The 22,072-nt window shown below is 53.2% G+C and carries 16 protein-coding genes; 12 read left to right on the forward strand and 4 right to left on the reverse strand.

The window, feature by feature from the left end:
* Positions 1–85 precede the first annotated feature (85 nt).
* Positions 86–682, reverse strand: a complete 597-nt coding sequence (locus tag KJS55_RS13675; protein ID WP_187030607.1) for a TetR/AcrR family transcriptional regulator — start codon at positions 680–682, stop codon at positions 86–88.
* A gap of 178 nt (positions 683–860) precedes the next feature.
* On the opposite strand from KJS55_RS13675, the gene KJS55_RS13680 reads away from it, so the two are divergent.
* From KJS55_RS13680 to KJS55_RS13735, 12 genes are all read left to right on the forward strand, one after another.
* Positions 861–1,181 (forward strand): hypothetical protein, encoded by a 321-nt coding sequence (locus tag KJS55_RS13680; RefSeq protein ID WP_187030609.1) that lies wholly within the window; start codon positions 861–863, stop codon positions 1,179–1,181.
* Positions 1,174–3,684 (forward strand): efflux RND transporter permease subunit, encoded by a 2,511-nt coding sequence (locus tag KJS55_RS13685; protein WP_228300546.1) that lies wholly within the window; start codon positions 1,174–1,176, stop codon positions 3,682–3,684. The genes KJS55_RS13680 and KJS55_RS13685 overlap by 8 nt, the downstream gene beginning before the upstream one ends.
* A complete protein-coding gene (locus KJS55_RS13690) occupies positions 3,668–6,859 on the forward strand; it encodes a hypothetical protein (protein ID WP_213543559.1) in 3,192 nt (1,063 codons plus the stop codon). Before KJS55_RS13685 ends, KJS55_RS13690 begins: the two co-directional genes overlap by 17 nt.
* Before the next feature lie 378 nt (positions 6,860–7,237).
* Positions 7,238–8,014, forward strand: a complete 777-nt coding sequence (locus tag KJS55_RS13695; protein WP_187030613.1) for an enoyl-CoA hydratase-related protein — start codon at positions 7,238–7,240, stop codon at positions 8,012–8,014.
* Between the two features lie 298 nt (positions 8,015–8,312).
* Positions 8,313–11,831, forward strand: a complete 3,519-nt coding sequence (gene nifJ, locus KJS55_RS13700) for a pyruvate:ferredoxin (flavodoxin) oxidoreductase (protein WP_213543560.1) — start codon at positions 8,313–8,315, stop codon at positions 11,829–11,831.
* A gap of 123 nt (positions 11,832–11,954) precedes the next feature.
* Positions 11,955–12,674, forward strand: a complete 720-nt coding sequence (locus KJS55_RS13705; protein WP_187030616.1) for a ferredoxin family protein — start codon at positions 11,955–11,957, stop codon at positions 12,672–12,674.
* Positions 12,675–12,687: 13 nt separating this feature from the next.
* Positions 12,688–13,344 (forward strand): hypothetical protein, encoded by a 657-nt coding sequence (locus KJS55_RS13710; protein WP_213543561.1) that lies wholly within the window; start codon positions 12,688–12,690, stop codon positions 13,342–13,344.
* 55 nt (positions 13,345–13,399) lie between these two features.
* The gene (locus KJS55_RS13715; protein WP_187030620.1) at positions 13,400–14,422 is read left to right on the forward strand and encodes a Bug family tripartite tricarboxylate transporter substrate binding protein; all 1,023 of its coding nucleotides are present in this window, start codon (positions 13,400–13,402) and stop codon (positions 14,420–14,422) included.
* A 128-nt stretch (positions 14,423–14,550) separates the two neighbouring features.
* Positions 14,551–14,985: a tripartite tricarboxylate transporter TctB family protein gene (locus tag KJS55_RS13720; RefSeq protein WP_187030622.1), complete on the forward strand. Its 435-nt coding sequence runs from the start codon at positions 14,551–14,553 to the stop codon at positions 14,983–14,985.
* A 15-nt stretch (positions 14,986–15,000) separates the two neighbouring features.
* Positions 15,001–16,503, forward strand: coding sequence for a tripartite tricarboxylate transporter permease (locus KJS55_RS13725; RefSeq protein WP_187030624.1), 1,503 nt, complete (start codon positions 15,001–15,003; stop codon positions 16,501–16,503).
* A 24-nt stretch (positions 16,504–16,527) separates the two neighbouring features.
* Complete coding sequence (locus tag KJS55_RS13730) at positions 16,528–17,481, forward strand: AEC family transporter (protein ID WP_213543562.1); 954 nt, start codon at positions 16,528–16,530, stop codon at positions 17,479–17,481.
* A 397-nt stretch (positions 17,482–17,878) separates the two neighbouring features.
* The gene (locus tag KJS55_RS13735) at positions 17,879–18,679 is read left to right on the forward strand and encodes an IclR family transcriptional regulator (RefSeq protein WP_187030628.1); all 801 of its coding nucleotides are present in this window, start codon (positions 17,879–17,881) and stop codon (positions 18,677–18,679) included.
* A gap of 642 nt (positions 18,680–19,321) precedes the next feature.
* Here the strand turns inward: KJS55_RS13735 and lplA are convergent.
* From lplA to KJS55_RS13750, 3 genes are all read right to left on the reverse strand, one after another.
* The gene (gene lplA, locus KJS55_RS13740) at positions 19,322–20,320 is read right to left on the reverse strand and encodes a lipoate--protein ligase (RefSeq protein WP_187030630.1); all 999 of its coding nucleotides are present in this window, start codon (positions 20,318–20,320) and stop codon (positions 19,322–19,324) included.
* Positions 20,321–20,381: 61 nt separating this feature from the next.
* Complete coding sequence (locus KJS55_RS13745) at positions 20,382–21,089, reverse strand: MBL fold metallo-hydrolase (RefSeq protein ID WP_187030632.1); 708 nt, start codon at positions 21,087–21,089, stop codon at positions 20,382–20,384.
* A 94-nt stretch (positions 21,090–21,183) separates the two neighbouring features.
* Entirely contained in the window at positions 21,184–22,062 is an 879-nt protein-coding gene (locus KJS55_RS13750) for an NAD(P)-dependent oxidoreductase (protein ID WP_213543563.1), read from the reverse strand.
* Between the last annotated feature and the right edge of the window lie 10 nt (positions 22,063–22,072).

Raw genomic sequence — 22,072 nt, forward strand, 5'->3', positions numbered from 1 at the left:
GAAAAAGATGGATGTAAATGTAAACCAGAGCCGAACGGTAACTTCCGTTCGGCTCTGGTTGTGTGATATACAATGGATGCAGGAGCTACGGGGTATCCGATGCCTGCTCCTGGAGCTGCACCGCAGCCCCGCGAATTTGGTTTTGGATCAGAGTGTCAGTAAATTGAATCAACTGCCCCGGGGTTTTATCAATCTCACCCAGCAGCCAGCTCTCCACAAGACCAGCCAGTGCAATGACATAAAAGTGGGTGAACATTTCCGGCTCTGTGTCATCGGAACACCCCAGGAAGTCGGTGATCTGCGTCACGCTGCGGCGGATGATGGCGTGGATGTCCGAAAAGAAGAGCCGCTTCAGGTGAGGACGGCTGAGGGAATTGAGAGCGCACAGACAGACCGCACGGTTTTCCTGCAGATACTGGAAGAGCTGCAGCAGTCCCTCCTGCCACAGCAGCGCTCCCTCTTGACGTTTCAGCAGGGAGACGGCCTCTTCCTGAAACATCCAGCGTACCAGGTCATAAATATCTTCAAAGTGATAATAAAAATGCTGGCGTACCATGCCGCAGTCATCCATAATTTCGCTGATAGTAATTTTTTCTAAAGGCTTTTGGGCCATCAGCTTTTTCAGGGAAGCGCAGATGACCTGCTTGGTGGCATAGGAGGATTCATAGGATTTGTGTTTCATAGGGGCCTCCGACAATTAGCTACATTTATAATTAGTATATCACGCCTCGCTCTGTCTTTCCAGTATGCAAACCGCCCTTCTTTGTCAGAATTCCGACAAAGGGGGGTGGTTTGCATGTTGTAGTCGCGGAATATAGGGCGTACTTTAAGCATGAAGAAACCTATCAGGAGGCTTTGTGATGCAAAAGGAGTACCAAGTAACCCTGCACAGCCAATTGGGACCTAGAGACGGACGATTGTCCATTACCAGTTCTGGAGGAAGCATTGCGGGGGTTTTAACACTGCTGGGGTTTGAAAATCCCGTCACAGGCCGTGAGAACGGCGGCGGAGGCTTTACGCTGTTTCATCCCCTCCGCACCACGGTGGGGAACTATCCCTGTGAGTCCGTTTTTACCAGCGTGGGAACGGAATTGAGTGGGACCGCTTATCTCAAGCAGTGCAGCATGCACTGGAGCGGAAAGCGGCTTCCCCAGGATTCTATGGAGGAGCACCGTGGATAAACAGACAGAAAAACCCTCCTTTTTCACCCGCTTGGCTACCATGATTGTAGACAAGCGGAACCTGATCTTTTTCCTCTATTTCTGCGCTGCGATTTTTTCGCTTTTTTCCAGAGGGTGGGTAGCCGTCTGCAATGATATTACAGAGTATCTGCCGGCTACCACAGAAACCCGGCAGGGCCTGACCATTATGGAAGAGGAACTGACCACCTTTGCAACCGCCCGAGTTATGGTGTCCCATGTGACGCCGGACATTGCCAGATCTCTGGCGGAGCGTATGGAGAGCATTGAGGGCGTCTCCTCTGCTGTACTGGGGGGAAGTGCTGGTGCAAACACAACGGCCGACGATGACGCGGAGGAGACGCCGGAGGATATCGCCGCGTATTTTAAAGGAGCGGACGCACTGATCTCCGTGACCTTTGACGGTGAGGAGGATGACGACATCAGCCTTTCCGCCCTGAACGGCATCAAGGAATTGCTGGAACCCTACGACTTTTATATAGACTCGCCGGTGGGAGCAGATCAGGCCGATACCCTGGGACAGGAAATGGGAGTGATCCTGGCGATTGCGGCGGTAGTGATTCTGCTGGTGCTGCTGTTTACCTCCCGGTCCTATGCCGAAATTCCGGTGTTGGTGATTACCTTTGCGTCGGCGGCGCTGTTGAACCTGGGGACGAATTTCCTCTTTGGAGAGATCTCCTTTGTCTCCAACTCCGTCACAGTGATTTTGCAGCTGGCTCTGGCGATTGACTACGCCATCATTTTACTGCACCGCTTTCTGGAGGAACGGGAGCACGCCGGAGATCGAGAGGCATGCATTACCGCTCTGAGCGCCGCGATTCCCGCGATCTCCGCTAGCAGCCTGACGACCATTTCCGGTTTGGCTGCCATGATGTTTATGGAGTTTCGCATTGGCTTTGATATGGGTATGGTGCTGATCAAGGCCATCTGCCTGAGCATGCTGTCTGTATTTACTCTGATGCCGGGCCTTTTGATGATTTTTTGCAAGGCGATGGAGCGGACCCGGCACAAAAATTTTGTTCCCAGCATCGACCGCTGGGGGGCCTGGGCTGTGAAGCTGCGCTTCATCGGGGTGCCGGTTTTCACATTGTGTCTGGTGGGCGGCTTTCTGCTCTCCAACCGGTGTCCTTACGTCTACGGCTACAGCCAGATTGAAACGGCCCGTCAGAACGAGGCTCAGATCGCCCAGCAGCGGATTAACGAGACCTTTGGCCCCCAAAATGTGATGGCTCTGCTGGTTCCCAAGGGGGACTATGACAGTGAAAAGGCACTGCTGGAGCGGCTGGAGACCTACGAGCAGGTGGACTCTGCCATGGGGCTTGCCAATATTGAGGCGATGGACGGCTATACCCTGACCGACGCGCTGACGCCCAGACAATTTTCCGAGCTGATTGATATGGACTATGAACTTGCCTGCCTTTTGTACTCTGCTTATGCTGCCGATCAGGAGGAGTACGGGCGGATTGTGGGGGGCGTGGACGACTACACCATTCCACTGATGGACATTTTCCTGTTCATCCACGACTGTAAGGAGGAAGGCTATGTCTCTTTGGACGAGGGTCTGAACCAGGACATTGACGATCTCTATGAACAGTTGATGGACGCCCGGGTTCAGATGATGGGAGAGCATTACTCCCGCATGGTCATCAGCCTGAATCTGCCGGAGGAGGGGGAGGAGACTTTCGACTTTCTCAAAACTGTGCATGCGGAGGCGGAGCGATACTATGAGCCGGACAGTGTCTATCTGGTGGGAGACTCCACCAGTGATTATGATCTGTCGGTTTCCTTTGCCAGGGATAATGTCATGATCAGTGTACTGTCGGTGGTGTTTGTCATCATCGTGCTGCTGTTCACCTTTATGTCCGTAGGGCTTCCGATTCTGCTGATTCTGGTGATTCAGGGCAGTATCTGGGTGAACTTTGCCTTCCCGGGCATCACGGGAAAGCCCATTTTCTTCATGAGCTATCTCATTGTCACCGCCATTCAGATGGGCGCCAATATTGATTACGCCATCGTCATCTCCTCCTGGTTCAATGAGCTCAAGGGCTCCATGTCCAAGGAGCAGGCCATGATCCGCGCGCTGAGCCTTGCCTTTCCAACCGTCCTCACCTCCGGCTCTATCCTGTCCGTAGCGGCGTTCCTCATTGCAAAAATCACCACGGAGGCTAGCATCGTCGGGATTGGAGAGTGTCTGTGCCGAGGAACCTTGATCTCCATGTTCCTGGTGATGTTCATCCTGCCGCAGATGCTCTATTTGGGAGACCGCATTGTGGAGCGCACCCGCTTCAATCTCAAATTCCCGGAGCATGAGCGCTCAAGTCTGCTCAGCGGCGGCACGGTCTATGTCAGCGGCCGGGTGCGGGGACGGGTCAGCGGTATTGTGGACGCCACGATGCATGGTGTCATCCACGGAGAGGTCTCTGCAATGGTGGAGACGGGAGACGAGGAACATTCCAAGGAGGAAGAGCATGAAACGCATACATAGAGGGATGGCACTGGCGCTGTCCGCTGTTTTGCTGCTGCTTACAGCGGCTCCATCTGCGTGGGCGGCAGAGAATACCATAACGATTGAAACAGCACAGGATTTGGCAGAGCTTTCTAAAAATTGCTCCTTGGACAGCTGGTCTCAGGGAAAGACGGTCCTCTTGGCCGGGGACATTGATCTGACTGGAACGGACTTCCGACCCATTCCAACCTTTGGCGGAACCTTTGATGGCCAGGGGCATACGATTTCCGGCCTGCTGGTTACAGGCAACGGCAATGTGCAGGGCCTGTTCCGCTATGTGCAGGTGGGCGGTGTCGTCCAGGACCTGAGTGTGCGGGGAACAGTCTCTCCCACAGATTTTCGGGACACTGCCGGAGGTATCGTAGGCAGCAACCGTGGGCAGCTTTTGCGCTGCACATTTCAGGGGACTGTCAAGGGTGAGAGCAGTGTGGGCGGGATTGCCGGCATCAACGAGGCGGAGGGGCGGCTGATTAACTGTACGTTTTCTGGCCTTGTGGAAGGAAACCTCCATGTGGGCGGAATTGCCGGACAGAATCTGGGTGGTGTGATTCAGTGTACCAATCAAGGAGACATCAATCCCACCTCCGAGACTCCCGCCAAGAGTGAGGACCCTTTGAACCTGGGGGAACAGGTTGCTGGTTGGACAGATGTGGGCGGCATTGCTGGATATTCCACAGGACTTTTGCAGAGCTGCCGCAACGAAGGTGCGGTGGGTTATCCTCATATTGGCTATAATGTGGGCGGGATTGCCGGGCGGCAATCTGGCTGCCTGGATGGTTGCGTCAACACGGGAAAAGTCATGGGCCGAAAGGATATCGGTGGAGTGGCCGGACAGATGGAGCCGGATGTGACGCTGCTATTCAACGAGAGCTTTCTTCAGCGGCTTGGGGATGAGCTGAGTACGCTCCAGAACATGAGTGACGCACTGCTGGATGATGTAGGAGTCATTGCGGATGATCTCTCCGCTCAAATGCAGGCGATCTCCGACCAGACCCGCTTGACAAAGGATGCCGTGGGGGATTTGAGTGACGCCATGACAGCGTGGGCGGATGAGGGTATCGGCCAAGTCAATGACCTGTCTGCCCGGATCTCTCGTACGCTGGATCAGTTGGAGCCGGTTCTGGACGATGTGGACGGACAGCTGAAAGACCTCTCGGATGTGGTGGAGGACTTGTCCGGCGCATTGGATCGAGCGGAGGAGATGGGCCAGCTGGGAGAGGAGAGCATCCGTAGTCTGCGCCTGGCTATGGAGGAGCTGCGAAAGATTCCAGAGGCGTGCAGGGGCGCGCTGGCAAAGCTGCAAGAGGCAGTCAAGGCTCTGCGGGATGCCCTGGGGGACGAGGAGAAAACACAGGAGGCACTGAAACAGTGCGTGAGTGCGGCTGAGGAGCTGGCGGAAGTGATTCTAGGAAGAGCCGGGGCCGCTGCTGACCACCTGTTGGAGAGCCTGCGGGCGTTGGCGCAGGGGGGAGACGAGGCCAGCGGCATCCTCTCCCGACTCAGCCGGTTGGGAGAGGAGCTCTCTGCGCTCATAGACGATATGGCGGACAGCGCTTCTGAGCTGCATCAGGTGCTGAAGGACCTGTCCGATCAGCCGGCGATTTCCTTTCCGTCCCTGGATAGCGCCATCACAGAGGAGCGGGATGCCCTGGATGAAGCCTTTTCGAGCCTGATGGACCAGGCGGATGGGCTTCATACACTGGCGGATTCATCGGTAGACACGGTTACGGCAGATTTAAAGGCGATCAGCGGGCAGCTCGGTGTGATTAGCAGCCTGCTCTCAGACGAGGGAGCCAGGATGCAGGAGACTGATTTAGAGGACCGCTTCCAGGATGTCTCGGATCGGGAGCAGATCGAGAGTCAGACCACCGGGCGGCTCTCCTCCTCTCGGAATGAGGGGGCCGTAGAGGGGGATGTCAATGTGGCCGGGATTGCCGGCTCGCTGGCTATAGACCTGGAGTACGACCCGGAGGATGATTGGAATCAGGCGGGAGACCACACGCTGGATGTTTGGGTGGAGACCAGGGCCGTACTGTTCAGATGTGTAAACACCGGCCTTGTGACAGGAAAAAAAGACTATGCCGGCGGCATCGTGGGCCGCATGGATATGGGGCGGGTGCAGAACTGCGAGAATTACGGTGATGTGGCTAGTACGGATGGAAGCTATGTGGGCGGCATAGCCGGCGCCTCCTGGGGAACTGTCCATAGCTGCTGGAGTAAATGCACGTTGTCCGGAACTCATTATATTGGCGGGATCGCCGGCCTTGGCAGCGATCTCACAGAGTGCCGCACACTGGTGGAGATTGCGGAAGGCGGCGCATATACTGGCGCCGTGGCCGGAAGTATAGAGACGGATGGAACGGTCTCCGGAAATCTGTTTGCCAGCGAGGATTTGGCGGCGATTGATGGCATCAGCTATGCGGGAAGCGCAGAGCCGGTCACGCTGGAAGCACTCTGCCTCCTGCCGGATGTCCCGACGGATTTTTCCAAGCTCACCTTGACCTTTACTGCGGATGATGAGCTGGTGGGCATCGTGTCAGTCCCCTATGGGGAAGGGATCGATGTTTTGCCAGAGCTTCCGGCTAAGGAGGGCTATTCTGCGGCGTGGCCGGATTTGGACTACCGCCATATTACTGCCAGCCAGACCGTGGAGGCGGTCTATACCCCTTACACCTCAGCGCTGTCTGGCAGCGGCGAGCTGCCGAGAATCCTGGTGGACGGCAGCTTCAGCAGCCGCGCGAAAGTAGCGTATGCCAGAGAAGAGGTGTGTTGGACCGATCAGGGTGGGACGCAGTACAGTGGTACCGCCTGGACTGTTACGGTGGATGATCCCGATCTAAAGACCGTGTCCTATACGATTCACTACCGCCTGCCGGAAGAGGGAGGTCGGTGGAGTGTCTGGGTACAGGGTGAAAACGGTTGGGAGTCACAGGAGTATACTGTAGACGGCCACTATCTGCTTTTGTCCGGCAACAGCGAGACAACCACATTCTGTGTTTTGCCTAGAGAGCTTCCTGTGGTTCAGATCATCCTAGCCGCCATAGCACTGGCGGCGGTGCTCTTGTTTGCACTCATCCGTAGGCACCGGAAGACCCAGAGACACCAGGCGCAGCCCTCAGACAAATCACTGCTGAAAGATCAGGAGGATCGTTGAACACTTTGCCGTAGATACGGTGATTTCGGGCAGCTGGAAACAACGCGCTGAATGAGCTTGCTTGTAAAGAAAGACAACACAGGTAATCTGCTGCCATCCTGCAAAAGTACACATGGAGATCAGAGAGCCCGTTTTTCGAAGAATCATTCGAAAAACGGGCTTCTTTTTAAACATTTAGAAGGCTGTACATTAGAGCTGGTGGCTTCCTGTTCAGTGAGAAAGGCACCGGATGTTCCGTGGGACGTGCGTGATATAGCAGCCCGGCAGATGACACAGAACATCTGCGTGGCACTTGACAAATTCAAAAACTATATTATAATATTATATACTATATTATAGAATTCATAAACCATACATCAAAACTAGGAGGATGCCACGATGAAAAATCTTACGATCGACATACAAGGCCAGATTGCGCTTGTGCAGATCAATCGGCCAAAGGCGCTGAATGCACTCAATTCCGAGACACTGGATGAGCTCTATGCGTGTTTGAAAGAAATGGAATTGCGCAGGGATATCCGGATTTTAATTCTGACCGGTGCTGGCACCAAGGCTTTTGTAGCTGGAGCGGATATTTCGGAAATGCACCAAGCGACCGCAGTGGAGGGATTGGCCATGGCCCGCTTGGCTGATCGGACCTTTTCTCTGCTGGAGAATATGCCTCAGGTCAGCATTGCCGCTGTCAATGGCTATGCCCTGGGGGGAGGCTGTGAGATTGCCATGGCCTGTGACATCCGGGTTGCGGCGGAAACCGCAAAATTTGGACAGCCAGAGTGCGGGCTTGGCATTATTCCGGGCTTTGGGGGAACACAGCGGCTGTCCAGACTGGTGGGCAAAGGACGGGCGAAGGAGTTGATTTTTACCTGCGATATGATTGACGCACAGGAGGCGTATCGGATTGGGCTGGTGAACCAAATTGTACCTGCAGAGGAATTAATGGATGCATGTTATGCCATGGGACAAAAAATTCTAAAAAAAGGCGGCTATGCTGTCTCACTTGCAAAGCGTGTGATCAACGCCGGTATGGATATGGACCTGGCCAGTGGACTTGAATTGGAGGCGACCTCCTTTGGGCTGGCATTCTCTACGCATGACAAATATGAAGGCATGGGAGCATTTCTGGAGAAACGCCCTGCCCAGTTGACAGATTTTTAAAATATTTTGCGTTCAAAGAAAAGAACTTTTCATGTGATTTAAATTTTTCAATGCTACGAAAAACAATCACTTAATTCGTGATTTTGCTGAAAACTTTTCCGGCAGTAACATAAGGAGAAAATAAGGAAATTACATTGTTTTTACTATGATTATAGAGTCCCGCATCATCAAACAGAATTCTGTGTGAAAAACATGCTGAAAATGCTGCGTGGTACTTGTGTGAAACTAGTAACTCTGCTATAATACTATTATATTGTATGATATTCTATAATATAGTAAAACAAAAAAGGAGATGCAAATGAAACAAAAAGCAATCCGTGTAACCATGGATGGCAACACCGCTGCAGCGTATGCATCTTATGCGTTTACTGAAGTAGCTACCATTTACCCCATCACGCCATCTTCTACCATGGCTGAGTTGATGGATGAATGGAGCGCGCAGGGACGGAAGAACCTGTTTGGGCAGACTGTGGACGTCCGGGAGATGCAGCATGAGGGCGGTGCTGCCGGAGCCATCCACGGCGCGCTTCAGGGCGGTGCGCTGGCCAGCACCTATACGGCCAGCCAGGGACTGATGCTGATGCTGCCGAATATGTATAAAATTGCGGGTGAACTGCTGCCCGGCGTTTTCCATGTCAGCGCCAGGGCACTGGCATCCAACGCCTTATCCATTTATGGCGATCACCAGGATGTGATGAGCTGCCGCAATACCGGTTTCACCATGCTGGCTGGCAGTTCTGTGCAGCAGGCATATCACCTGGCCTGCGCCGCGCACCTCAGCGCGATCTCCAGCCGTGTGCCGGTACTGCACTTTTTTGACGGTTTTCGCACAAGCCATGAGTATCAAAAAATTGAGCTCCTGGATGAGACAGATCTCGCAGATCTGATTGACCAGGAGGCACTGCAAGAGTTTCGCGCAAACGCCCTGAACTCAGACCACCCCAAGTCCCGCGGCTCTGCGGAGAGTCCCGACGTCTTTTTCCAGGTCCGGGAGTCTGTCAACAAATTCTATGAGGCTGTTCCCGGCATCGTGGAGGGGTATCTGGAGCGGATCAACACCCTGGCCGGGACAGATTACAAGCTCTTCAACTATTATGGCGCCGGAGATGCGGAGAACATCATCATTGCTATGGGGTCTGCCTGCGGCGTCATCCGCGAGACGATTGACTACTGGAACGCACATGGCAAAAAGCTTGGCATGGTGGAGGTCCACCTGTTCCGCCCCTTTGCCCCGGAAAAACTCCTGAGCGTCATTCCGCCGTCTGTCCGCCGCATTGCGGTTCTGGACCGCACGAAGGAACCCGGAGCGATGGGAGAGCCGCTCTACTTGGATATCCGAAATGTCTATGCAGGCCAAAAGGACGCGCCGTTGATTGTGGGCGGGAGGTACGGCCTTGGATCTAAGGACTTTACGCCCATGGACGTGATGGCAGTCTATGCAAATCTGGAGACAGATCAGCCCAAGAATGGTTTCACCGTTTCTATTACCGATGACGTGACCCACCGCTCTCTCCCGGAGTTTTCTCCTGTTTTTGATTCCACGCCGTCTAAGAACTTCTCCTGCAAATTCTGGGGACTGGGCTCTGACGGGACAGTTGGCGCAAATAAGTCCGCAGTCAAAATTATCGGAGACCACACGGACTCCTATGTACAGGCATACTTTGCCTACGACGCCAAGAAGTCCGGCGGCGTCACGATTTCCCACTTGCGCTTTGGGCCTGAAAAAATCCAAGGCTCCTATCAGATCAAGGCAGCGAATTTCATTGCCTGCCACAATCAGGCGTATGTACATCAATACAATCTGATTGCGGACCTCAAGAAGGGCGGCAGCTTCCTGCTCAACACAATTTGGTCTGACGAGGAGCTGGAGAAAAATCTGCCCGCCTCGTTGAAACGGCAGATCTGGGAGAAAAAAGCGGCGTTTTATACGCTGGATGCCTTCAGCATTGCAAAGGACTTGGGGCTGGGCGGCAGAATCAATATGGTTATGCAGGCCGGCTTTTTCGCCCTTTGTCCCATTTTCCCACTGGAGGAGGCGATAGCCTATTTAAAGGCCGAGGTCAATAAGACATACGGCGCCAAAGGACAAGATGTGGTGGATATGAACTGCGCCGCCATTGACCAAGGAGCCCGGCGGATTCACCGGGTGGACGTGCCTGACACCTGGGCCCGTGCTGAGGATGCGGAGGAGGACAGCAGAGGAGCCGCCCCAGAATTTTTCCGCAAGGTACTCTTCAAAATGGGACGGCAGGAGGGCAACGAGCTTCCGGTTAGCGCTTTTGAGGGGCATGAGGATGGAAGCTGGGAGCAGAGTTATACCCGCTGGGAAAAGCGGGGGATTGCAATTGAGGTTCCCTGGTGGGATGCGGAGAAATGCATCCAGTGCAACCGCTGCGCTGCCGTTTGCTCCCACGCGGTGATTCGCCCAACACTGCTCAGCGGGGAAGAGGCCGCCGCTGCGCCGCAGGCATATCCCATCAAACGGGCCAACGGTTTTCAGAATCTACAGTATCATCTCTCTATTTCTGGAATGGACTGCACCGGCTGCGGCGTCTGTGTCAAGACATGCCCGGTTCAGGCGCTGGAGATGAGGCCGTTCGAGCCGATGCGGGAGGAGCTGAACCAGGCGTGGAACTATACGCTGGAACATGTAACGGAGAAGGAGATTTCCGCGGCGCAGAAGGCAACGGTCAAAGGCAGCCAGTTCCTCAAGCCCTATGTGGAGTTTTCCGGCGCGTGTGCCGGCTGCGGCGAGACTCCATATATCAAGCTTATTACCCAGCTCTACGGCGACCACATGCGCATCGCCAACTCCGCCGGCTGCACACACATTTGGGGAGGATCTCCGGAGATTCCTTTCTGCACCAATGAAAAGGGCCAGGGAGTGGCCTGGGCCAGTGGCCTTTTCGAGGACACGGCCGAGTACGGATACGGCATGATGCTCGGCACCAGTGCTGTACGCAAGTGGCTCAAATCACAGGTGGAGTATATGGCGCAGCGTGTTGAGGATGAAGAACTGCGCTGTGCGTCCGCTGAATGTTTGGCCCGTTTTGACGACAGCCACGGGACCCGCCAGCGGGCGGACCGCTTGATCGCCGCCATGGAGCGGCTGGGCACGGAGCAGGAACCCATCAGGACGGTCTATCAGCGCAGGGACTATCTCTTCAAACCGTCCCAGTGGATTGTGGGCGGCGACGGCTGGGCCTACGACATCGGCTATGGCGGTCTGGATCATGTGATCGCCTCCGGGGAAAACGTCAACATCATCTGCTTGGACACCGAGGTGTATTCCAATACCGGCGGACAGTCCTCCAAGGCGACGCCCACGGCGGCGGTGGCGCAGTTTGCCGCCTCCGGCAAAAAGACCAAAAAGAAGGACCTGGGCGTGATGTGCATGAGCTACGGTTATGTATATGTCGCGCAGGTGGCACTGGGTTACGACCCCCAACAGACACTCCTTGCGATCCGGGAAGCAGAGGCCTATGACGGCCCTTCTGTCATTATTGCATACGCTCCCTGCATCAACCACGGGATCAAAGGCGGGATGAGCAACGCACAGTTGCGGGCAAAACAAGCAGTGGAATGTGGTTACTGGCACTGCTACCGTTATCATCCGGAGCTGGGTACGCAGGGGAGAAACCCGTTCATCCTGGACTCTAAGGTTCCCACGGCGAGTTTCCGGGACTTCCTGATGGGCGAGGTACGATATAGCTCCCTGTATCGAAAGTTCCCAGAGACAGCAGACGCGCTGTTTGCAAAGGCGCAGAGAGACGCAGAGGAGCGGACGGCATATTACTGCAAGCTGGCCGGAAAGTAATTTGACGCGTTAGGATAGGACGGGATATCTGCAGCGCTGGGGGGGGGATGCAGTCGATCAAAAGCGCATCGTGTACAATCGGGTGTCCGATTTACAATAGAAAATAAAGAGGGGATGAAGTGTATGCGTATCAATAAAGACCTGTGCGTCAACTGCGGTATGTGCATGAACCGCTGCCCGGTGTCTGCGATCAAGAAAACAGATAAGGTCGTGGATATTGATTTTGACGAATGCGTGGAGTGTGGTGTCTGTCTGCGCTCCAACGTGTGTCCGAAGAAGGCGATTTATCAGCAGCCTTTGGAATATCCCAGAAGTGTCCGGAGCCTGATGAGTGATGTGCTAACGATTGCGCCGGAGTCAGGTATTTCGGGCCGCGGCACAGAGGAGATGAAGACCAATGAGGTAACTGGACGGTTCCCAGATGGCACTGTGGGTATCGCGGTGGAGCTGGGACGCCCCTGCTACGGAGCGCGGCTGTATGACGCGGAGAAAATCGCCATGGCTGTTGCCGCTGAGGGAGTGGAATTTGAGGCTTGCAACCCCGTCACTACCATGATGAGCGACCCCAAGACGGGTAAATTTAAAGAGGAACTGCTGAATGAGAAGGTTCTGAGTGCGATTGTGGAAATGACGGTTCCCTATGAAAAAGCGGAGTCGGTGCTGAAAACCATCTATAAAACTGCCGAAACACTGGATTGCTTCCTGAGTCTGGACATCTGTTCCAAGGTCGATCAAGACGGCAATCTGCCTCACATGGAGATTGTCAAGAAAATGGGAGTCTGGTGCTCGCTCAACGGAAAAACCAATGTGGGCCTGGGGCGTCCCCTGTATCAGGAAAAGTAAGGAGGAAGCAGCAATGTCTCATACATTACACCGCGTGGGCACAGAAGAGAACCTGAAACATGATTTTGTATTCCTCTGCATGCCCAGCAAGGATATCAACCATGAGGGGTCCGCCCCCAAACTGCGGCGGTTCTTTCAGCTCTGCGAAAAAAACCACTGCGTTACCATGGGCGACTGCCGTGGCGGCAACGAGTGGTATCAAAAGGAAAAATATCATCTGCAGGACAATCTGGAAGGCCGTCAGCACATGATTGACCATGTGGAAGACCGCGCCGTAATTACCGCAACCTTTAAAGATGAGACGGATGTTATCAACATGCTGGCGGATCTTAAGAAGGAAGATCTGGGGATGTCGATTGTGGTCTCCGGCCTGGTGGACCATGTGAAGGAATGCTGCCACAAGGTAGGGCTGGAGCCCCATACAGTGGAGTCCTCTCTGGGCCGCATCGGCCGGACGGATCTGCTGCCTCCCGATGAGATTTTGGAGATTGCCACCATGTGCGGCCACTCCATGGTTTCCGTCAATTTCATCAACGAGATGATCGAAAAGTGCCGTAAGGGCCGCTGTACGCCTGAGGAGGCTGCCGCCGAGCTGTTCAAGCCCTGCATGTGCGGCATTTTCAACACAGACCGCGCAGCTATGCTGATTCGCAAAATGATCGAGGAGTAATCCCTGAAGCAGAGAGTGTTTGCTTCATCAAATATAAATAGAAAGGATACTACCGATGAAAAAGTTTTTTGCGTGGATTTTGGCGATTGCTATGACACTATCTTTGGCAGCATGTGGCGGTAACAACTCTGACCAGGATGATTCCTCTCAGCAGGGCGATACGGAAGCCAAGGCTTTTGAACTTTCAGGTGATGTGGAATTTGTTTGCCCCTTTAGCGCGGGCGGCGGCTCCGACTTGTATGCCCGTACCGCTGCTAACATCATCGGAGAATTAGGAGTGCTTGGCGGCCATACCATCACAATCAACAACAAAACGGGCGGCGGTGGCGCCGTGGGTGATGCCTATACTGTTACAAAAAAGCCTGACGGCACCACTATTACCACGTATGTCTCCGCACAGATCACGAGTCCTATGATTACTGGAAGCGGCATTACATATGAGGAACTGACCCCGATCTGCAATCTCGCCATGGATGAATATACCATCGGGGTTCTATCCACTGCTGAGTATCAAACTGTGGACGAGTTTATTGAATACGCAAAGGCCAACCCCGGCAAAATCACAGTGGGCGGTTCTGGCTCCGGTACTGAGGACGAGGTCTGTACGGGCCTGATTGAGCTGTACTGTGGTGTGGATTTGGAATATATTGCGTATGACTCCTCTGCGGAAGTTATGACCGCCATGCTGGGCGGACATATCAACGCTGGCATCTATAATCCGAATGAGGCCATCAGCCAATATGAGGCCGGCGAGTGCACGTTGCTGGCGGCCTTTGGCCCGGAGCGCATTTCTGTTCTGCCTGATGTTCCCACTTTCACGGAGCTTGGCTATGAAGATGTGCAGTTCCAGCAGTTCCGGGGCATTTTTGGGCCCGGTGGGATGAGCCAGGAAGCGATTGATTATTGGTGTGACATTTTCAGTCAGGTTATTGAGCATGAGGATTGGACAGAGGGCTATCTGGCCACCAATGGTTTGACAAGCAAATTTATTGTCGGCGCAGATTTCTCCACTTTTATTGATAATGAGGCCGCAAAGTATGAGGCGGTTTTGGATGCGCTGGGGCTTTTGGCTGCCTGATCTTTTCTCTGCGTATTCGTAAATAGACCGGCTATACTGCGAGGAGGGTATGGGAGTGGCTCCTCCCATGCCCTCTTTTGCGTATCAGGTCAATAACCAGCAGAACAAACTGGAATGAGGTACTGAAAATGACATATATCGTTGAAGTGGTTGGCATCATTGCCGGTATCGTCTATATGATCATGGGGATTACGAAATACGGCGTGTGGGAAGGTATTTCTATTAGCGGCGGATTTATGCCCCTGGTCTGCGGCGGCTTTCTAACACTCTTTTGTGTTTTAATGTTGATATCGAAAATTAAAAAAGGAGAGAAAGCGGATTCGATTGATAAAAAAGCCCTGATCCCGGTGGGCGCGATGATTGCAATCCTACTGTGCAACTACCTTGTGGGGTTGCTTGGAGCATGTATTGTGGTCGGTTTTTTATGGCTGAAGTTTGTTGAGAAATTCTCTTGGGCAAAGTCTCTTTTGGTGTCAGTGGTGATGTTTGCCGCTGTATACGGAATTTTCCGTTTGTGGCTGAATGTCCCCTTTCCAACAGGCTTGCTGGGCGAACTGCTGTAAGGAGGAAACACAACCATGGAAAATTTTGCGCTGTTATTTCAAGGCTTCTCAGTAGCGCTGCTGCCGCAGAATATTTTAGCGGCGCTGGCTGGCGCATTTATGGGAATCGTGGTGGGGGCCATGCCGGGAATTGGTTCCTTGGCAGGCTGTTCACTGCTGCTGCCTCTGACATTTCATATGAATCCAACTACCGGCATTATTATGCTGGCCGGTATCTACTATGGCAATATGTACGGCGGCGCCTTCAGTGCGATTCTTCTCAATATCCCTGGCGATGCGCCGGCGGTTATGACCGCACTGGACGGCTATGCGATGACGAGGAAGGGGAAGGCAGGAAAGGCTCTGTTTGCCGCCAACTTTGCTTCCTTCGTGGGCGGAACCATCGGTATTATTATCTTAACGGTTCTTGCACCAACATTGGCTAAGCTTGGACTCAAGTTTGGACCTGCTGAAATGGTCTCCCTGCTGCTGCTTGCATTTTGCTCGATAGGATGGATGATGGGGGACGATCCCAAGTATGGCTTGATCTCTACTTTCCTTGGCGCTATGCTGGCGCTGGTGGGGATGGACCCGGTTAATGGTCAAATCCGTTTTACCGGCGGCAACATCAATTTGTACTCTGGACTGACCTTCATTCCCATCGTTATTGGAATGTTCGGATTCGCTCAGGTCATAGAGATGGTCACAAACCGAGCTGAGTTCAATTTCTTGGGTGGGGAGAAACTCACCATCAAGGGAAGCCTTCTCAATAAAGATGAGGTGAAAGGCGTGTTGCCGAATGCGGCACGCAGCGGTCTCCTGGGATGTTTTGTCGGTATTTTACCCGGCGCCGGTGCGACCATTGCCTCTTTCCTTTGCTATATGACTGGTAAAAAGGTCAGCAAAAGGGGAAAAGAGTTCGGTCAAGGTGTTGTGGAGGGTGTAGCGTGCTCTGAGGGCGCAAACAATGCGGCAGCAGCCGGCGCTTTCGCCCCCCTGCTGTCATTAGGCCTTCCAGGTTCGGGAACGGCGGCCGTTCTCCTGGGCGGACTGATGATGTGGGGACTGCAGCCGGGGCCGCGGCTATTCACAGAACAGGCGGATTTCTGCTGGGGATTGATTGCCTCCATGTATGTGGGCAATGTAATTTGCATCATCATTGCGATTGGTGTGATTCCATTCCTGACCAAAATTTTAAAGGTCCCTGCTGGTATCATGGCACCTATCATCATGACTCTTTGTGTGGTTGGCGCATATGCTGCGAATAACAATATCTTTGATGTCTATGTCATGATCATCGCTGGCTTCATAGCATATTTTCTCAATCGAAATAAGTACCCGATTGCCCCGTTGCTCTTGGCGTTTGTACTGACCAGCACGCTGGAGAAAAATTTTTCACAGGCATTCAAGATTAATGGCGGTAGCCCTTCCATTTTCTTTACAAAGCCTATTTCCCTGGCATTGTTGATCGTTATGGTGCTGCTGATGGTGGTTCCTGTTATTATGAAGAAAATCCATGCGCGTAAAACAGCGGCTTGATGGTTAGGGACGAGGAATGTGGCTTTGAACGATTTTTGGTTCAGCTTTCATGCAGTAACCCCTATTTTTCTGTGCTGCGTCGTGGGGTACTTTCTGCGGCAGATGCGTGTGGTAGGAGATACCTTTGTAGAGGATAGCACAAAGGTGGTTTTCTATGTAGCAATTCCCTGTGGGATTTTGGAAAGTATGCTGTCCTGTGATTTAAAAACTGTTTTTAACCCCAAATTGATTCTTTTTACAGTAGCGGCAATTTTTTTGGCAGCGGCAGTTCTGGTAGTTACAGTGCCCCGTATCATACAAGATCGTGCAAAGGCGGCAACTGTTACCGTGGACATGTTTCGAGGGAACTTTGCCATTCTTGGGATTCCCTTGGCAACAAGTCTGTTGGGGGAGTCTGGGGCCGCCCCCACTATGACGCTGATCCCATTCGGCATGATTCTGTATAATGTCCTCACGGTTTTAATTTTAGTGATGTTCACGGAGGAGAGGCATAACAGAATTGGAAAGGCCGTGAAAGACGCGCTGGTGAAGGCTCTGAAAAATCCGCTGACCATTGCTTCCGTCATTAGTTTGCTGCTGGGGATTTTTACGCTGGATTTACCTGCGGTTCTTGACAACACGATTGCAAAACTAGCGGACATGACTACGGGGCTAGCCTTGGTAATGCTGGGCTCCCAATTTAATTTCAGAGGATGCTGGAGCCGTTTGCGCTATTCAATCCCGACGATTCTCGTTCGCCTGGTGCTCATCCCATTGGCGGTGGTTAGTACGGCGGCTGCCGTGGGCTTCCGCTCTGCAGAGCTGGTAGCTGTATATGTGTTTTTTGCGGCACCTTCTGCGGTAAACTGCTTTATCCTGGCCAGCCGCCTGGGGGGAGATCAGGACATTGCAGCGGATGCCGTGTTGACGACATCCTGCGCCTCTGTTGTGACACTGACACTGGGCATATTCCTATTAAAATCCATGCGGCTGATATAACTTGTGTGTAAAATTTCAGCAATTTTATACTGGGGCTTGTAAAAATACGGTGAGGCAGGCGGTGGGCTGATAGAGGCGTTTACCACTGATACCAAAGATGCCCACACAGGGAGGTTTCCAAGTAATTCCGTTTATGCGTATCTGATTGAACCGGCAGGGACGGAGACTTTGGGAGTAGCTTTGCACAGCCAATCCACCCGCTGTACATTCTATTACAAGAACCGGAGGAAGACCCTTTACGGTCTTCCTCCGGTTGCGTTCTAAAAAAGAGTATGAGCTTGTACAAAAATTTGGGTAAGTGTACGATTATATGGAACATCAGCAAATATTGCTTGAAAAAATAGTAAAAGATGCTATATTAAAAATGGAAAGTTTTGTGTAGAAAGGAAAAACAGCTATGCCGCCAAACGAGCCTGGCAAAATGAAGGGGCCGATTCAGTCCGTATCCCGGGCTGCTGCAATATTGAGGTGCTTTTTTGACTCCGCTGAATTGAGCCTGCAGGAAATCAGCGAGCGAGTGGAGCTGCACAAATCGACCACCTCGACTCTTGTGACCACATTAAAAAACGAACACTTTCTGGAACAGGACCCTCAGACCAACAAGTATCGGCTTGGAATGACTGCGTTTTTGCTGGGCGCGAACTCCAACATTAACCTCAGCACCATCACACAGCCCTTTTTGTTGGAGCTGAATGGAAAGTACCGCGAGACTGTAAATTTGGCTGCGCCAATCGGCAGCGATATTATTTATCTGAATAAAATCGACAGTGAACACTCCATGAGGACTTGTACACGAGTGGGGCACCAGCTTCCATTTTATTGTACGGCCAACGGTAAAATCATTTTTTCCTATTATGGGCAGGAAGAGCTGCACATGATCATACAGAGCCTTTCGCTGCAGCAGTTTACCAAGCACACGATTTCTGATCCGCAGCGGCTGGAGCAGGAGCTGACAGAGGCAAAGAAAAACGGATACGCGTGTGATAATGAGGAACTGGAGGTTGGCCTTTGCTGCTACGCGGCTCCTATTTTTGATTACACACATTATCCCACGGCCGCAATCAGCATTTCCGGCCCGTGTTTTCGAATGGGACCCCCGGCGCGGGAGCAAATGATTGCGGACCTGAAAAGCTCTGCCCAAAAGATTACAGACCTTTTGGTGGCCTCCAAGTATGTTTCCTCCAGAAATACAGGATGAACAGGCAGAAGTGCCTGACGCCATAGTTTGGGGGAAGACCGAGTAAGGTAAATTTAGTAATACGAAAAGCAGGTGCATCTATCGAACAGATGCACCTGCTTTTTAAAAGAACCGTCATTGCTGGAATCGCACCGATGACTGCGCCCATAATGATCGTGCCAACAGTGCTTGAATCCGTTCAGATCCACCCATCGTCTATAGTTTCTATAGAAGATGGTGGAAAGACCAACAAAATCCGACCTGTTTATCCATCATAATTTGAAACAATCATTATCGAAACCATTTGCTTTGCATCAAGTAAGTACTATGATAGGGGAAAGTCCATACTGTGGCAAATAGTTTTTGAATCATTTTTCTATATCCCAGTTTCCCTTTATACTAGCACAGAACAGGTAAGCTGAGAGAGCGTTACAGGTCTTTGCGCCATATATCCGGCTGATATGGAGCGAAATGATGCGTTGGATTTGGAGCTCAGACCGAAAAAATTTCATGCGCACGATATTCATTTGGAACAATTAGATAAGCCACATCTTACACAGATCGAACAATCATCCAAGTGAAAGAGCCTGATACAACAGGATGAGAGCCATAAAAGTCATTGCTCCTGATGTCTTACCTCGAGCCTTACAGCAATGCTTTCTCTCAGGCAAAGATGGTATCCAGGATCTCCTGGGGTGTCAGGGAGCCAAAGCAACGGTCCAGCGGCAGCGTTTTTAGAATTTTTTCCACCTCTCTCCGGCGGTAGGGAACTCCCCGCAGGGCCTCCACCGTACCATCCAGGGATGTGAGAGAGAGGAAATCCCCGTAAAAGCGGAGATCCTCAATGTGCCCTTCTGTCACTTGGAGGCCTGCCTCCAGCATGCCGCCTGGCCACTTACGCTTATTGATGAAGGTAAAATGCGGAGATCGGCCATAAGTCCACTCCCATGTGTCATACTTGTTCTCCTTCAGCGCCTGGACCGCTGCCAGCTCCTCCTGCGTCAGGCTTCCGCTCTCCAGCCCCTCGCCGCCGAAGGAACTCTTGAGATACTGCCAGAAAGCCGGCAGGTTCATATCCTCTTTCAAAAAGGAACGAATGTTTCCCACCCGTGAACGGACGGACTGTGCGCTCTTAGACTGAAACTTCGACGGATCTGCCCGAAGGGCGCCAGCGATCGTGCTGAGATCGGAATCAAAGAGCAGCGTCCCGTGGAAGAGCATTCGCTTGCCCAGCAGACGCTGGGCCGTACCGGAGACCTTGCGTCCCTCTACCAGGATGTCATTACGGCCGGAGGCTTCCGCCTGAAGCCCCAGTCCCTGAAGCGCTTCCACCACCGGACGGGTAAACTGCTGATAGGTCATGTCAGCGGCATTGTCCACATCTGTCAAAAAGGAATAGTTGAGATTCCCCAGGTCGTGATAGACAGCGCCGCCGCCGGTGATTCTGCGAACTACATGGATATGATGCGCCTCCACAAAGTCCGGATCAATTTCTGCGGCGGTGTTCTGATTTTGGCCTACTACAATGGTGTTGTCATTCTGCCAGAGCAGCAAATATGGCCGGTCCTTCCGAACCTTCAGAACGGTTTCCTCAAAGGCCAGGTTGTAGGCCGGGTCCTGGCTGTGAGTCTCCAGATATACGGTGGGCTTGGTGGCAGGCATTACGTTTTCCTCCTTGTAGTGATCGATTTTTCCGGAGCGGGTCCCGCGCCAGCTTCTGCTTTCAAAATGAGATCTCTTGAAATGCGCGGTTGAAAAGTTGGACCTCTGGCACCCGAACCTTGCCCAGTGCTGCTTCTGCGGCTGGGCGATAGCCGTAGGTGTCGTCTTCCGGCAGCGGCAGATGGTGAATGAGAAGGCGGCCTGGCCGGATGACCTGCTCTACAAAGGCCCGTCCTCTGGGCAGTGTGATCCAGGGAAATGGCAGCACTGCGAGATCAATGGAGGCGCCATCTACAAAATCCGCCAGCTCCTGCGCGGCAATGGCGCAGTCTCCGGCCAGCAGGATGCGAAAGCCCTCACGCTCCAGGATGGCTCCGTAGTGCGGCACTGCAGCATACTGCCTTCCCTCATGGGGCAGGCGGCGGAACCGGATCACAAGGTCCGTTCCCAGCCGCAGACCGGGGCTTTCCCCCTGCAGCAGGATCTGCGCGGTTTCCCGCTGCTCCGGAAGTGCCAAAAAGCAGCTGGGCCAGCGCCGCCGGACTTCCTGCACCTGTGCTTTGGAATAGTGATCTGGATGGCAGTGTGTGAAAAAAAGCAGCTCCGGACCCTGAAAGGCCGGGTGTGCCAGCAGACGCCGGAAGCGTTCCGGTGTCAGGGTGGACAGCCCAGGTACCCGAGTGTCGTGCAGAGCGTCACACCAGACCTGGTGGGCACCCCAGTGCAGAGAAATCCCGGCATTGACGCTGGCAGTGATGAAAAGCTCCATGGTATTCCCTCCCATCTCCATGTTCACCGATAGGAAAACAGGACCGGGCGATCTCACCCGGCCCTGCAGTGATCCACCAGGCAGAGAGGGGGGCTTACTTGACCTCAACGCTCATGGCGTCCTCGTAATATTTTACCAGAGCGCATTGATCCTCATCAATCATGCCGTGGGCATCCATCCAGTCCATCTGTTCCTTGACAATCTTGGTCATCGGAATTTCCACGCCCAGGTGCTCGGCCAGTTCCATGGCATTGTTGACGTCCTTTAGATGAACGGCAATGCGGGCGCTGGCGCTGAAGTCCCGGCTGAGGATTTTGGGGACCTTCAGGTCCATCACGGCGCTCTGTGCGAAGCCGCCGTGAATGGCATCAAAGAGAGTTTTGGGGTCCAGGCCAGCCTTGGTTGCAAAGGCATAGGCCTCGTCCATGGCCAGCAGGTGAATACCAACCATCATGTTGTTGGCAATCTTGGCGGTGGAACCGCATCCGGAGGGCCCCATATAAGTGGCGCTCTTGCCCATCATGAGAAGATAGGGCTTGACCTCCTCAAAGACCTCCTTCTCACCTCCGGACATGATGACAAGGCTGCCGCCGTTGGCGCCGGTCTCGCCGCCGCTGACGGGAGAATCCAGCAGGTGAAAGCCCTTCTTCTGGGCGGTGGCGTGGAGCTCCTTGATCACATAGGGAGAGGTGGAGCCCATGTCCACAATGATGGTGCCGGGACGGGCAGTATTCATAATGTCCGTGATGGTGTTCTTCACGATGGCATTGGTGGGCAGGCACATGAAGATGATATCACAGGCGCGGTAGAGTTCAGCAGCGTCTGCCGTGGCCTTGCCGCCGCGTTTTTCAAAACGCTCCCGCAGAGCGGGGATCGGGTCAAAGCCATAAACTGTAATGCCGCTCTTATCAATCAGATTGGACGTCATGCCATAGCCCATGATGCCCAGCCCCAGGTAGCCAATGGTCTTCATATGAATCAGT

Source organism: Pusillibacter faecalis, assembly GCF_018408705.1.
GTDB lineage: Bacteria > Bacillota > Clostridia > Oscillospirales > Oscillospiraceae > Oscillibacter > Oscillibacter faecalis.